The sequence below is a fragment of the Pseudomonas sp. NBRC 111143 genome (assembly GCF_001320965.1).
GTDB classification, from domain to species: Bacteria; Pseudomonadota; Gammaproteobacteria; order Pseudomonadales; family Pseudomonadaceae; genus Aquipseudomonas; species Aquipseudomonas machongensis.
This window is the reverse complement of record NZ_BCBT01000055.1, coordinates 12,816-26,885: the sequence shown is the minus strand read 5'-3', so window position 1 is coordinate 26,885 and position 14,070 is coordinate 12,816. Positions and strand designations below refer to the sequence as shown.

General features: G+C 63.7%; 12 protein-coding genes. 5 read left to right on the top strand and 7 right to left on the bottom strand.

Annotated elements, in window-relative coordinates; translation table 11 throughout:
• Nucleotides 1-218: 218 nt before the first annotated feature.
• The 5 genes from APH44_RS23455 (at nucleotide 219) to APH44_RS23435 (ending at nucleotide 7,318) form a co-directional block, all read left to right on the top strand.
• A complete protein-coding gene (locus APH44_RS23455) occupies nucleotides 219-1,964 on the top strand; it encodes a glucan biosynthesis protein G (protein ID WP_081255321.1) in 1,746 nt (581 codons plus the stop codon).
• Nucleotides 1,957-4,530, top strand: coding sequence for a glucans biosynthesis glucosyltransferase MdoH (gene mdoH, locus APH44_RS23450; protein ID WP_054894798.1), 2,574 nt, complete (start codon nucleotides 1,957-1,959; stop codon nucleotides 4,528-4,530). The genes APH44_RS23455 and mdoH overlap by 8 nt, the downstream gene beginning before the upstream one ends.
• Before the next feature lie 222 nt (nucleotides 4,531-4,752).
• Nucleotides 4,753-5,550 (top strand): transporter substrate-binding domain-containing protein, encoded by a 798-nt coding sequence (locus tag APH44_RS23445; RefSeq protein ID WP_054894813.1) that lies wholly within the window; start codon nucleotides 4,753-4,755, stop codon nucleotides 5,548-5,550.
• Between the two features lie 78 nt (nucleotides 5,551-5,628).
• Entirely contained in the window at nucleotides 5,629-6,591 is a 963-nt protein-coding gene (locus APH44_RS23440) for an amino acid ABC transporter permease (RefSeq protein ID WP_054894812.1), read from the top strand.
• Entirely contained in the window at nucleotides 6,584-7,318 is a 735-nt protein-coding gene (locus tag APH44_RS23435; RefSeq protein ID WP_054894811.1) for an amino acid ABC transporter ATP-binding protein, read from the top strand. Before APH44_RS23440 ends, APH44_RS23435 begins: the two co-directional genes overlap by 8 nt.
• Nucleotides 7,319-7,393: 75 nt before the next feature.
• Here the strand turns inward: APH44_RS23435 and APH44_RS23430 are convergent, their stop codons facing one another.
• The 7 genes from APH44_RS23430 to APH44_RS23400 all read right to left on the bottom strand — a co-directional run bounded on the left by APH44_RS23430 (nucleotide 7,394) and on the right by APH44_RS23400 (nucleotide 14,070).
• Nucleotides 7,394-9,337 (bottom strand): methyl-accepting chemotaxis protein, encoded by a 1,944-nt coding sequence (locus APH44_RS23430; RefSeq protein WP_054894797.1) that lies wholly within the window; start codon nucleotides 9,335-9,337, stop codon nucleotides 7,394-7,396.
• A gap of 152 nt (nucleotides 9,338-9,489) precedes the next feature.
• Nucleotides 9,490-11,406 (bottom strand): methyl-accepting chemotaxis protein, encoded by a 1,917-nt coding sequence (locus tag APH44_RS23425; RefSeq protein ID WP_054894810.1) that lies wholly within the window; start codon nucleotides 11,404-11,406, stop codon nucleotides 9,490-9,492.
• 99 nt (nucleotides 11,407-11,505) lie between these two features.
• Nucleotides 11,506-12,213 carry a 16S rRNA (uracil(1498)-N(3))-methyltransferase gene (locus tag APH44_RS23420; RefSeq protein WP_054894796.1) on the bottom strand — a complete coding sequence of 236 codons (708 nt, stop codon included), beginning with the start codon at nucleotides 12,211-12,213 and terminating at the stop codon, nucleotides 11,506-11,508.
• On the bottom strand, nucleotides 12,210-13,001 hold the full coding sequence (tatC, locus tag APH44_RS23415; RefSeq protein ID WP_054894795.1) for a twin-arginine translocase subunit TatC: 792 nt from the start codon (nucleotides 12,999-13,001) through the stop codon (nucleotides 12,210-12,212). The genes APH44_RS23420 and tatC overlap by 4 nt, the downstream gene beginning before the upstream one ends.
• Nucleotides 12,998-13,372: a Sec-independent protein translocase protein TatB gene (tatB, locus tag APH44_RS23410; RefSeq protein ID WP_054894794.1), complete on the bottom strand. Its 375-nt coding sequence runs from the start codon at nucleotides 13,370-13,372 to the stop codon at nucleotides 12,998-13,000. Before tatB ends, tatC begins: the two co-directional genes overlap by 4 nt.
• Nucleotides 13,373-13,375: 3 nt before the next feature.
• Complete coding sequence (locus tag APH44_RS23405) at nucleotides 13,376-13,660, bottom strand: twin-arginine translocase TatA/TatE family subunit (protein WP_054894793.1); 285 nt, start codon at nucleotides 13,658-13,660, stop codon at nucleotides 13,376-13,378.
• Between the two features lie 77 nt (nucleotides 13,661-13,737).
• Nucleotides 13,738-14,070, bottom strand: coding sequence for a phosphoribosyl-ATP diphosphatase (locus tag APH44_RS23400; protein WP_054894792.1), 333 nt, complete (start codon nucleotides 14,068-14,070; stop codon nucleotides 13,738-13,740).

The following is a 14,070-nucleotide window of genomic DNA, read 5'->3' as shown; positions in this document are numbered from 1 at the left end:
ATAAATAGTTTGTCCAGCCTGATGCGTTGTAACGCAGCCTGCTGGATAATCGCGCGCTGCGTGAGCCTGCGTTCGCAGGTTCGTTTCACTCTGACTCGAGCATTGTCTGGATCCGTTTGGGGAATCATTGCGCCCTTGCGGGGTCCGAACAGTGCTCGCCAACCCGGCATTGGTCGCTGGCCGTTGGTTTCATGATCTGTTTACGGCGAGGGTTGCTCGTGATTGTAAGTCCCTGTAATGCACCAAGAATCCCCGGCAATCGGCTGCGCACGGCCTTGTTGGCAGGCGCAGCGCTGGTTGGCCTGATGAGCGCTGGCCAGCTGTGGGCATTCAATCTTGACGATGTTGCAGCCAAGGCAAAGGATCTGGCCGGCCAGAAGTACGAAGCACCGAAGAGCAACCTGCCTCCGGTGTTCCGCGACATGAAGTACGCGGACTATCAGAAAATCCGCTTCATCCAGGAAAAGGCCGAATGGGCGAATGACAAGACCCCGTTCAAGCTCTCCTTCTATCATCAGGGCATGCACTTCGACACGCCGGTGACCATCAACGAGATCACCGCCAAGAAGGTCGAAGAGATCAAGTACGACCCGAGCCGCTTCGAGTTCGGCGACGTACCGCATGACGCCGATGCCACCAAGAACCTCGGCTACGCCGGTTTCCGCGTGCTCTACCCGATCAACAAGCCTGACAAGCAGGATGAGATCATGACCCTGCTGGGCGCCAGCTACTTCCGCGTGGTCGGCAAGGGGCACGCCTATGGCCTGTCTGCCCGTGGCCTGGCCATCGACACCGCGCTGCCGTCCGGCGAAGAGTTCCCGCGCTTTCGCGAGTTCTGGATCGAGAAGCCCAAGCCCGCCGACAAGCACCTGGTGATCTACGCACTGCTCGATTCGCCACGTTCCACCGGCGCCTACAAGCTGACCGTGCGTCCAGGCGACGACACCATCGTCGACGTCAAGTCCAAGGTGTTCCTGCGCGATCACGTCAGCCGCCTGGGCATCGCCCCGCTGACCAGCATGTTCCTGTTCGGCCCGAACCAGCCGTCGAAGGTACAGAACTACCGTCCGGCGCTGCATGACTCCGAGGGCCTGTCGATTCACGCCGGCAACGGCGAATGGCTGTGGCGTCCGCTGAACAATCCGAAACACCTGGCAGTCAGCAACTTCAGCGTCGAGAACCCGCGTGGTTTCGGCCTGATGCAGCGCCAGCGCGCCTTCAGCGACTTCGAAGACCTCGACGACAACTACCAGAAGCGTCCAAGTACCTGGATCGAGCCCAAGGGCGACTGGGGCAAGGGTACCGTCGACCTGGTCGAGATTCCGACCGCCGACGAGACCAACGACAACATCGTTGCTTTCTGGAGCCCGGAAACCCTGCCTGAGCCAGGCAAGCCGTTCGAGTACAACTACCGCCTGCACTGGACCATCAGCGAGCCCAAGTTCCAGGCCCAGGACCTCGGCTGGGTCAAGCAGACCCTGCGTTCCACCGGTGACGTCAAGCAAGCCAACCTGATCCGTCAGGCCGATGGCAGCGTGGCTTTCCTGGTCGACTTCAACGGCCCGGTGCTGGCGGCATTGCCGGAAGACACCGCGGTGCGCAGCCAGGTCAGCGTGGGCGACAATGCCGAGCTGGTCGAGAACAATCTACGCTACAACCCTGAGATCAAGGGCTGGCGTCTGACCCTGCGGTTGAAGGTCAAGGATCCGAAGAAGTCCACCGAGATGCGTGCCGCGCTGGTACGCGATGTTCCGGTCGAGGCGCCGAAGGAAACCAAACCTGCCGAAACCAAGCAGGACAAGGCGGCCGCCAAGCACGCCAAGGCTCAGCATGCCAAGGCCGAGAAGGCCGAGACGCCTGCCGAGCAACCAGCCGCCGACGCGGCGTCCACCAACGGGGCCCCGGCCACCACCGAGAAGGTGCTGACCGAAACCTGGAGCTATCAGTTGCCTGCCGATGAGTAACTCAAGCGCAAGGCCGGAATCGCTTGGCGAGTACCTGGCCCACCTCCCTCTGAGCGACGAGCAGCGAGCGGAGCTCGCCAGCTGCTCTTCCTTCAGCGAGCTGCACCAACGCCTGGCGGCCGATCCGGCCGCCAGCGCCACCGAGGCCGTCCAGGCTTCGGTGGGTTCCCGTCTGACGGTTGGCAGTGCCGCCGAGCTCGAAGAGGCCGAGATGCTCGGCGTCGACGGCGGTGGCCGCCTGTGCCTGAAGATCGCCCCGCCGATCAAGCGTACCAAGGTCCTGCCCGAGCCCTGGCGCACCAATATCCTGGTGCGCATGTGGCGGCGCATGACTGGCCGCACCAACGCCCCGCAACCGCCCAAGCGCGAGTTGCCGCCGGCACGCTGGCGCCGGGTCGGTTCGTTGCGCCGCTACATCCTGCTGGCGCTGATGATCGGCCAGACCATCGTCGCCGGCTGGTACATGAAGGGCATCCTGCCGTACCAGGGCTGGTCGTTCGTCGACCTGGACGAAGTGGTCAACCAGCCGATCTGGGACACCGTCGTGCAAGTCTGGCCCTATGCCTTGCAGACCTCCATCCTGATTCTCTTCGGCATCCTGTTCTGCTGGGTGTCGGCGGGCTTCTGGACCGCGCTGATGGGCTTCCTCGAGCTGCTCACCGGCCGCGACAAGTACAAGATTTCCGGCAGCAGTGCCGGCAACGAGCCGATCCCGGCCGATGCCCGCACCGCGATCGTCATGCCGATCTGCAACGAGGATGTGCCACGGGTCTTCGCTGGCCTGCGCGCGACCTTCGAGTCGGTGGCCGCCACCGGCAACCTGGACCGCTTCGACTTCTTCGTGCTCAGCGACACCAACGACACCGACATCGCCGTTGCCGAGCAACAGGCGTGGCTCGAGGTGTGCCGTGAGGCGAAAGGCTTCGGTCGTATCTTCTATCGCCGCCGCCGGCGCCGCGTGAAGCGCAAGAGCGGCAACCTCGACGACTTCTGCCGTCGCTGGGGGGGCGAATACAAGTACATGGTCGTGCTCGACGCCGACAGCGTGATGAGCGGTGAGTGCCTGAGCAGCCTGGTGCGCCTGATGGAGGCCAACCCGGACGCCGGTATCATCCAGACCGGGCCGAAGGCTTCTGGCATGGACACGCTGTATGCGCGCATGCAGCAGTTCGCCACCCGTGTGTACGGCCCGCTGTTCACCGCTGGCCTGCACTTCTGGCAGCTGGGCGAATCGCATTACTGGGGGCACAACGCGATCATCCGCATGAAGCCCTTCATCGAGCACTGCGCCTTGGCGCCATTGCCGGGCAAGGGCGCCTTCGCCGGCGCGATCCTGTCCCACGACTTCGTCGAAGCGGCGCTGATGCGCCGTGCCGGCTGGGGCGTGTGGATCGCCTACGACCTGCCGGGCAGCTATGAAGAGCTGCCGCCGAACCTGCTCGATGAGCTCAAGCGCGACCGGCGCTGGTGCCACGGCAACCTGATGAACTTCCGCCTGTTCCTGGTCAAGGGCATGCACCCGGTGCACCGCGCGGTGTTCCTCACCGGGGTGATGTCGTACCTGTCGGCACCGCTGTGGTTCCTGTTCCTGGTGCTGTCGACCGCGTTGCTGGCAACCAACACGCTGATGGAGCCGCAGTACTTCATCGAGCCGTTCCAGCTGTATCCGCTGTGGCCGCAGTGGCACCCGGAAAAAGCCATCGCGCTGTTCTCCACCACCATCGTGCTGCTGTTCCTGCCCAAGCTGCTCAGCATCATCCTGATCTGGGCCAAGGGCGCGACCGAGTTCGGCGGGCGAATCAGGGTGACCCTGTCGATGCTGATGGAGATGCTGTTCTCCATGTTGCTGGCGCCGGTGCGGATGATCTTCCACACCCGCTTCGTGTTGGCTGCGTTCCTCGGCTGGGCAGCGACCTGGAATTCGCCGCAGCGTGACGACGATTCCACCCCGTGGAGCGAAGCGGTGCGGCGTCATGGCCCGCAGACCTTGCTGGGTATCGCCTGGGCTGCGCTGGTGGCTTGGCTGAATCCGAGCTTCCTGTGGTGGCTGGCGCCGATCGTCGGCTCGCTGGTGCTGTCGATCCCGGTTTCGGTGATCTCCAGCCGTGTGCGTCTGGGCCTGGCGGCCAAGGACGAGCGCTTGTTCCTGATTCCCGAGGAATACGCCACGCCGCACGAGCTGCTGGCAACCGACCAGTACACCCACGAGAACCGCTGGCACGCCCTGAAGGATGGCTTCGTTCGCGCCGTGGTCGATCCGCGTCAGAACGCCCTGGCCTGCGCCATGGGTACGGCCCGTCACGGTCATTCTGCCGCGATCGAGACGCTGCGCGCCGAACGCATCGCCAAGGCGCTGGAAGCCGGCCCCAAGGGGATCGACGGCAACACTCGCCTGGCCCTGCTGAGCGACCCGGTGGCGCTGTCGCGCCTGCACGAGCGGGTGTGGACCGAGCAGAACGAGGCGTGGATCAAAGTGTGGCGCAACTCCATCGCCAACGATCCGCACTCGCCGCTGCTGCCGCTGCATCCTGAAGGTGAAGGTCAGCCGGCACTCGTCGGCGCCTGATCCATCGCATTCGCGGGCAAGTCCGCTCCTACAGGCTTTGTAGGAGGGGGGCTTGCCCGCGAAGCTTTTTCTACCACCATGATTTTTGGCCAACAAAGTCCCCACCGGCTCTAGGTCCCAGGGCCTGCATGCGTTAGCATCCGTCCCGACACAACGCACCGGTCGGAACGATCGTGCACACAATAAAATTCTGCGTACTTCTTGCTAGGGGACCTGGTGATGATGAAGAAATACCTGTCGCGCATGCTGCTCGGCGTCACCGCGCTGATCGCGGTCACAACCGCCCAGGCGGGCGCCATCGATGATGCGGTCAAGCGCGGCACCCTGCGCGTGGGTATGGACCCGACCTACATGCCGTTCCAGATGACCAACAAGCGCGGCGAGATCGTCGGCTTCGAGGTCGACATCCTCAAGGCGATGGCCAAGTCCATGGGCGTCAAGCTCGAAACCGTCTCCACCGCCTATGACGGCATCATCCCGGCCCTGCTGACCGACAAGTTCGACATGATCGGCAGCGGCATGACCCTGACCCAGGAACGCAACCTGCGCCTGAACTTCAGCGAACCCTTCATCGTGGTTGGCCAGACCCTGCTGATCCGCAAGGAGCTGGCAGGCGAGATCAAGTCGTACAAGGACTTGAACAACGAGAAGTACCGCCTGACCTCCAAGCTCGGCACCACCGGCGAGATGGTCGCCAAGAAGCTGATCAGCAAGGCCAAGTACCACGGCTACGACAACGAGCAGGAAGCGGTGATGGACGTGGTCAACGGCAAGGCCGATGCCTTCGTCTACGACGCGCCGTACAACGTGGTCGCGGTGAACAAGGCCGGCGCCGGCAAGCTGGTCTACCTGGAAGAACCCTTCACCTACGAGCCGCTGGCATTCGGCCTGAAGAAGGGCGACTACGACAGCATCAACTTCATCAACAACTTCCTGCACCAGATCAAGCACGACGGGACCTACGATCGTATTCACGACAAGTGGTTCAAGAAGACCGACTGGCTGAAGGACATGGAATAAGAGCCCGGACCACAAGCCCTGGCGATGACCCTGACGCGCAGGCAACCCCTGCGCGTTCGCATTTACGGAAGCACCCACGTGATCAAACACAAGAAAGCCCAGTGGCCCTGGCACGCGCTCACCGCGCTGGTGCTGGTGGGCCTGGCGTTCAGTCTGTACATGGCCACCTCGATGATCTCTTACGAGTGGCGCTGGAACCGTGTGCCGCAGTACTTCGCCTTCCAGGCCGAAGACGTGCAGCGCGCCGCGGCCTACGGCACCGTCGAGGAGATCGTCGTGTCCGGCAACGACGCCCGCGTCACGCTCAAGAGCGAGGACGGCGAGGTACAAGTGCTGGAGGTGGTCAAGGACAGTCTGCAACTGAGCCGTGGTGACGATGTCGCCGAGGGCGACCAGATCGGCGTCACCCGCCACTGGGCGGCCGGCCCGCTGGCCTGGGGCCTGTGGACCACCTTGTGGATCTCGGTGCTTTCCGGTGCGTTCGGCCTGGTGATCGGCCTGTTCGCCGGGCTGTGCCGGTTGTCGAGCAACCCGACCCTGCGCGACCTGTCCACGGTCTATGTCGAACTGGTGCGCGGTACGCCGCTGCTGGTGCAGATCTTCATCTTCTATTTCTTCATCGGCACCGTGCTCAACCTGTCCCGCGAGTTCGCCGGGGTGGCGGCGCTGGCGCTGTTCACCGGCGCTTATGTGGCCGAGATCGTCCGTGCCGGTGTGCAGTCGATCGCCAAGGGGCAGAACGAAGCGGCGCGCTCGCTGGGCCTGAATGCCAGCCAGTCGATGCGCCATGTGATCCTGCCCCAGGCGTTCAAGCGTGTGCTGCCGCCACTGGCGGGGCAGTTCATCAGCCTGGTCAAGGACACCTCGCTGGTGTCGGTGATCGCCATTACCGAGCTGACCAAGAGCGGTCGCGAGGCGATCACCACGTCGTTCTCGACCTTCGAGATCTGGTTCTGCGTGGCAGGCCTGTACCTGCTGATCAACCTGCCGCTGTCGCACATTGCCAGCCGGCTCGAGCGGAGGCTTGCGCAAAGTGATTGAAGTCCGTGACCTGCTGAAAGTCTTCGACACCCGTGGCCAGGTGGTGCGTGCGGTGGACAACGTCTCCACCCAGGTTGCCAAGGGCGAGGTGGTGGTGGTGTTGGGCCCCTCGGGTTCCGGCAAGTCGACCTTCCTGCGTTGCCTGAACGGCCTGGAGCATTTCGACGAAGGCCACGTGGCCATTGATGGGCTGCGCCTGGAAGACCCCAAGACCGACATCAATGCCTACCGCCGTGAAGTCGGCATGGTGTTCCAGCACTTCAACCTGTTCCCGCACATGACCGTGCTGGAGAACCTGTGCCTGGCGCAGAAGGTGGTGCGCAAACGTAGCAAGGCCGACCGCGAAGCCAAGGCCCGTGCACTGCTGGAGAAGGTCGGCATTGGCCAGAAGGTCAATGAATACCCCTCTCGCCTCTCGGGGGGCCAGCAGCAGCGGGTGGCCATTGCCCGCGCCCTGGCGATGGACCCGAAGGTGATGCTGTTTGACGAACCGACCTCGGCGCTCGACCCCGAGATGGTCGGCGAGGTGCTGGATGTCATGAAGACCCTGGCCCAGGAAGGCATGACCATGGTCTGCGTGACCCATGAGATGGGCTTTGCCCGTGAGGTGGCTGACCGGGTGCTGTTCTTCGATCATGGCAAGTTGCTGGAAGATTCGGCACCCGCTGCGTTCTTCGCGGCGCCGAGGGATCCGCGGGCCCAGGCGTTCTTGCGCCAGGTGCTTTGATCGGATCGCTCTTTGCGTGGGCAAGCCCGGCCTCCTGTGGGCGCGAGCTTGCGCGCGCAAGATACTCCACTGTTCCTACAGGCTGAATCGCCCCACCATCCCCCGCAACTGCTGTCCCAGCTGCTGTAGTTCACCACTGGAAGTGGCCGTCTGTTCGCTCGCCGAACTGGTGTGATCGGAAGCCTCGCGCACACTGATCACGCTGCGGTTGATCTGTTCGGCCACCACGCTCTGCTCTTCGCTGGCGGTGGCGATTTGCTGGTTCATCCCCTGGATGTTCGACACGGTCCGGGTGATCTGCCCCAGTGCATCGCCCGCGCGGCGACTCAGCTCCACGCTCTGCTCGGTCAGGGTCTTGCTGCTGTCGAGCAGTGAAGTGACTTCATCGGTGCCCTGGTGCAGGCTCTCGATCAGGTGCTCGATCTCCTCGGTCGACTGTTGGGTGCGCTGGGCCAGGCCCCGTACTTCGTCGGCCACTACCGCGAACCCGCGACCGGCTTCGCCGGCACGTGCCGCTTCGATGGCCGCATTGAGGGCCAGCAGGTTGGTCTGTTCGGAAACCGACTTGATCACGTCGAGGATACTGCCGATCCGTTGGCTTTCTCCCGCCAGGTGTTGCATCGAGGTGAGGCAACGGTCCATCTGCATTGCCAGCTGTTCGATACGCGCGATGGCTTCGGCCACCACCTGATCGCCCATTTGTGCCTGCTGGTCAGCGTCGGTTGCGGCCAATGAGGCATGTTCGGCGTTCTGCGCCACTTCCTGCACGGTCGCGCTCATCTGGTTCATGGCCGTGGCCACCTGGTCGGTTTCCTCGCGCTGCTGAGTGATGCGCTCGAGCGTGTCTGCGCTGGCCCCGGCCAGTTGCGAGGCCGCTTGTGACAAGTGCTCGACGCTCTGGTCGATGCCGCCGATCAGCTGGCGCAGGCTCAGCGTCATCTCGCACATGCTGCGCTGCAACTGGCCCATTTCGTCGCGACGCGCCACCGTTTCCACTTGGCTGAGGTCGCCGCGAGCGATGCGGGCGGCCTGGGCCAGGGTCTGGCGCAGTGGCTCGGTGATCTGCCGGGTGATCAGCCAGCCGGCCAGCACGCCCACAGCCAAGGCCAGCAGTGCCACGCTGGTCAGCAGTGAGCGAGCGGCTACGGCTTCATGGTCGCGTTGGGCGATTTTTTGTTCGGCCAGTGTCAGGCTCGCAGCCCTGAGGTCGTTGCCCGCAGTTTCCATGCTGTTCTGCAACTGTTCGGCGCGGATTGCCGCCTGACGGTATTGCTCAAGACTGGCGCGGTACTCGGTCAGGGCTTGCTGTGGACGCGCCATGAGCTCGCTTGGCAGCGCGAGCGGGGTGAGGGCGGTGAGCATTTGTTGCAGGCTGGCCTGCGCAGCATCGAGCGAAGCCTCGCCAACCTTGGCGAAATCCTCGACCGGCGAGAAGGTGTAGGCGGGGACCAGGCTTTGCTGGTTGGCGCTGTCGACCTGGCGGGTGAGTGTGTCCATTAGTCCGAGCAGACCGTTCTGTTGTCCATCGGCTGGGAGCTTGAGCAGAGCCTGGGTCTGCAGGTTGTCGATGACTTCGCCGAGAACCCGGTCGCGATCCTGCATGATGTTGCGCAAGCGGCTGCGATTGTCGACCGCCTGCAGCAGCTCGTTGAAGCTCTCGCGCAGGCGCTGCAGTTGCTGCAGTTTTTCCGTGAGCAAGCGGCGCGACTCGTCGACGCCACTGCGCTGCTGGAGCAGGGTCAGCATGCTGTCGAGTTGATCCAGGGTAGTACCGATGCGGGCCTTGCTAGTGTCGTCGGACAGTACGCGGAACGTGATACGTTCGGCGCGCAGGTCCTTGGTCAGGTCATTGATACGGACGATTTCGCTGAGTTGCTGCGAGCGTTCGATGGCACCGTCCAGGGCGCGCCAGCCGCTGACGGTGGTCGCGAGTGTGAGCAACAGTACCACGGCGAAGCCGAGGGTGAGTTTGAGTCGCACGCTGAGGTTGGCGAGGCGGCGATTGAGATATCCGAACATGGCGAGTCTCCATCCATATGAGAGAAGGACCATGCTGGTAGGTTGCCAGCATGGTCCTTCTGCTCATCGGCAGAGCGCGCGTGGGACTCGACCTGTAAATCCTGTGGGAAAGTTCCACTGGCAGGTAGTGATTATTCCTTGCCTGGCGGCGCTCAGAGACGGAAGCGGGCTACCAGGCCTTGCAGGTGGGTGCCGAGCCGCGCCAGCTCGACGCTGGAGCTGGCAGTCTCTTCACTGGCCGCCGAGGTCTGGTCGGAAATATCCCGTACATTCATCACGCTGCGGTTGATCTCTTCGGCCACCGCGCTCTGCTGCTCTGCCGCCGTAGCGATCTGCTGGTTCATCGATTGGATCGACGACACGGTGCGGGTGATGGTATCCAGCGAGCTGCCGGCGCGACGGGTCAGTTCGACGCTGCTGTCGGTGAGTTCGCGGCTGCTGTCCATCACACTGGATACCCGCTGGGTGCCGCTCTGCAGGTTGGCGATCAATTCCTCGATCTCCTCGGTCGACTGCTGGGTGCGCTGCGCCAGGCTGCGTACTTCATCGGCGACCACGGCGAATCCGCGACCAGCCTCGCCTGCGCGTGCAGCTTCGATGGCGGCGTTGAGGGCCAGCAGATTGGTCTGCTGGGCGACCGACTTGATCACGTCGAGCACGCTGCCGATCTTGTCGCTCTCGGCCTTGAGCTGGTTCATCGCTTCGCTGGAGTTACCCACTTCGTTGGCCAGGCGCTCGATCTGGGCGATGGCCTCGCCGACCACCCGATCACCCTCGCGAGCCTGCTGATCGGCCATCAGCGCCGCTTCCGACGCCTGCTCGGCGTTGCGCGCTACTTCCTGCACGGTGGCTGCCATTTCGTTCATGGCGGTCGCGACCTGATCGGTCTCGACTTTCTGGTTGTTGACCCCTGCGCTGGTCTGCTCGGTGACGGCCGACAGCTCTTCGGCAGCGCTGGCGATCTGGGTGACGCCGTCGCCGATACCGCTGATCAGTTCGCGCAGGCCCTGGGTCATGCGTTGCATGCTGGCCTGCAGTTGGCCGAGCTCGTCGCGACGTTGCACCTGCAGGTCCTGGCTCAAGTCACCGCTGGCCACGCGTTCGGCTGCGCTGAGGGTCTGGCGCAGGGGCACGACGATCTGCCGGGTAATGGCCCAGGCGGCAATGATGCCTAGCAGCAGGGCCAGGGCACTGGCTCCGCCCAGTAGGGTCTTGGCCTGCAGGGCACCGCTGTTGCGCACGGCGGTCTGCGATGCGGTCATCTGCGCACCGGCATCCATCAACACCTGGCCCTGTACAACCATGCGTTGCAAGGTCTGCTCGGCGCTGGTCTGCGCTGCGCCGAACTGGTTCACCGCATCGCGATAGGCGCCCATGGCATTGGCGGCATCATCGAGACTGGCGGCGTATTCGGCGGGCACCCTGGCCGGCAGGGCCTTGAGCACAGCAAGCGCCTGATCGATGGCATCCAGCGCGGTCTGCTGGAATTCGGCCTTGCCGCTATAGGTGTAGCCACGGACCTGGAAGCGCGCCTGCTGGAGCAAGGCGCTGGCCTGCACGATCTGTTGATAGAGGCTGATGTCGCCACCTTGCGCAAGGCGTTGCTGCACCTGGCCGATCAGCGCAGCGGCCTTGTCGGCGCTGTCACCCAGCACACTGCGTGCGGCTTCACGGCGCTGGCCGGCCTGCTTGAGCTCGAGGAAGGCCTGGCGGTATTGGCGCACGGCTTGACGCTGCTGCTCCAGGCGCTGGTGATCCTGCGGATGCTCGATCTGCTCGAGCATCATCTCGACCTGCTGCTCGAGCTTGCCGAGCGCTTTTTCCAGCTCGCCCGCCGATGCGTCGTCGCGATTGCGTTCGTACTGCTGGCGGGCGATGCGCAGGTCCTGGCTGTAGCCGAGGATCAAGGAGATGTTGCCCAGCTTGTCACCGCGGTCGATGATCGAGTCCATGCCGCGCCAGCCTGTGGCGGTGATGGCCATGGTCAACAACAGTACCAGGCCGAAGCCGGCCCCCAGTTTGCGACTGACGCTCACGTTTCCCAGCGACTGGACAACCTTTCCGTACATGACGATCTCCCCGGCGACTTGAAAAGCCAGAATTTTCTTGTGTTGCAAGGCCATCGGCCTGTTGGGGAGAAACTTGATGGCAGGATGTTGACCAAATGGTCAGAATATTCGGGAAAGCAGGGCCGTGACCGCCGTTTCCACGCGCAGGATGCGTTCGCCCAGTTGTACGGGGGCCAGGCCGGCCTTGCCCAGCAGTTCCACTTCGTAGGGAATCCAACCGCCTTCCGGACCGATCGCCAGGGTCACCGGCCCTTGCACCGCGCGTGGGCAGGCCGGGTAGGGGCCGGGATGGCCAACCAGGCCGAGCGTGCCGTCGGCGATGGTGGGCAGCCGGTCTTCGACGAAGGGTTTGAAGCGCTTTTCGATGATGATTTCCGGCAGCACGGTGTCACGGGCCTGCTCAAGGCCCAGGATCAGGTTCTCGCGGATGCTGTCCGGCTGCAGGAACGGCGTCTGCCAGAAGCTTTTCTCGACCTTGTAGCTGTTGACCAGGATCAACCGCGGCACGCCGAGGGTGGCGATGGTCTGGAACAGACGGCGCAGCATCTTGGGGCGGGGGACGGCCAGCACCAGAGTGAGCGGCAGCTTCGCTGGTGGCTCCTGATCGAAGCTGACCCGCAGCTCGGCTTCGTGGCCCTCCAGGCGGATCACCTCGGCCTGGCCCATCAGGCCGCCGATGCGGCCCACGCGCAGGGTGTCGCCCACCGCCACGCGGTGGATGTCCTGCATGTGCGTGAAGCGGCGGTCGGCCAGTACGACACGGTCGGCCGCGGCGAAGTCGGCCTCCTCGAGCAGCAGCAGGTTCACGCCTGGGTCGCTGGTGGCTGGTCGTTGTGGTCGTCCGCGGCTTCATCCTGCGGATGGCTGCGCTTGCGGATCAGGCCGCCGAACAGCACGCCGATCTCGAACAGCAGCCACATGGGCACGGCCAGCAGCGTTTGCGAGAAGATGTCCGGCGGGGTGAGGATCATGCCGACCACGAAGCAGCCGATGATCACGTAGGGCCGGATCTTCTTCAGGTATTTCACATCGACAACGCCGATCCACACCAGCAGCACCACCGCCACCGGAATCTCGAAGGCGACGCCGAAGGCGAAGAACAGGGTCATGACGAAGTCGAGGTAGCTGGCGATGTCGGTCATCATCGACACCCCTTCAGGGGTGGCGCTGGCGAAGAAGCCGAAGATCAGCGGGAACACCAGGAAGTAGGCGAAGGCCATGCCGGCGTAGAACAGGATGATGCTGGAAATCAGCAGCGGGATGGCGATGCGCTTTTCATGGCGATACAGCCCCGGTGCGATGAAGCCCCAGATCTGCTGGAGGATGAACGGGATGGCCAGGAACAGCGAGACGATCATGGTCAGCTTGAACGGCGTGAGGAACGGGGATGCCACGTCGGTGGCGATCATCGTCGCATTGGCCGGCAGGTGCGCACGCAAGGGTGCCGAGACCAGGGTGTAGATCTGCTGGGCGAAGGAGAACAGCCCGGCGAAGATCAGGAAGATAACGCCTACGCAACGCAGCAGGCGGGTGCGCAGTTCGGTCAGGTGCGAGACCAGCGGCATGGGCTGGTCGTGTTCCGGAGTTTCGCTCATGGGGCTCGGGGCGGCTGGTGCGGCTCAGGGGTGGTCGTGGGCGCCGCAGGGGCGGCATTGGCGTCGGCGGCAGGTGCGGGAGTCTCGCTCGCGGCCGTCGTGTTCACGGGCTGCGCGGGCGGTGTCTGCGGGTTGAGGATGCGCTTGGCTTCCTGTTCCATCTGCAGGATGTGCTCGTTGTGCAACTGGCGGCGGATGTCATCGGCACCGATCTCGCGCTCGACTTCCATCTTGATGCTGTTGAAGCTGCGCTTGAGCCGGCCGATCCACAACCCCGCGGTACGCGCGGCGCCAGGCAGGCGCTCGGGGCCGAGCACCAGCAGGGCAACCAGGCCGACGAGCAGCAGCTCGCTGAAGCTGATGCCGAACATGGGTCAGTCTTTCCGTTGTGGCTCTTGGACCGGCTGAGCCTGGCCCTCGATGGTGTGCGGCTGGCTCAGCGGCGCGGTGTTGTGCGGCTGCTGGGTGGGTTGCACGGACGGCTGTACAGGCGGCGGAGTCTGCTCGGCAGGCTTGCTCTCTTCCTCGTTCATGGCCTTGCGAAAGCCCTTGATCGATTCGCCCAGGTCGCTGCCGAAGTTCTTCAGCTTCTTGGTGCCGAACACCAGCACTACGACGACCAGCAGGACGATCCAGTGTTTCCAGTCAAAGATACCCATGGTGTACTCCCTTGAATGATGTGTAGCCTGAGCGGGCGTTATCGCAGGGCGAGCCCGCTCCTGCAGGGGCATGGCGATCAGGTCGGTTGGCGCGCGGCCTTCTCGTCATGTCCGGAAAGCCCGAAGCGGCGGTCGAGTTCGTCCAGTACCGCCTGTGGATGCTGCCCCAGTGCGCTGAGCATCACCAGGCTATGAAACCACAGGTCGGCGGTTTCATAGATGACATCACTGTAATCCTTGCTCACGGCGGCGTCCTTGGCGGCGATGATCGTCTCGATCGACTCTTCGCCAAGCTTCTCCAGAATCTTGTTCAGGCCCTTGTGGTAGAGGCTCGCCACGTAGGAGCTGTCGGGGGCTGCCTGCTTGCGTTGTTCGAGCACTTCGGCCAGGCGATCGAGTGTGTCGCTCAT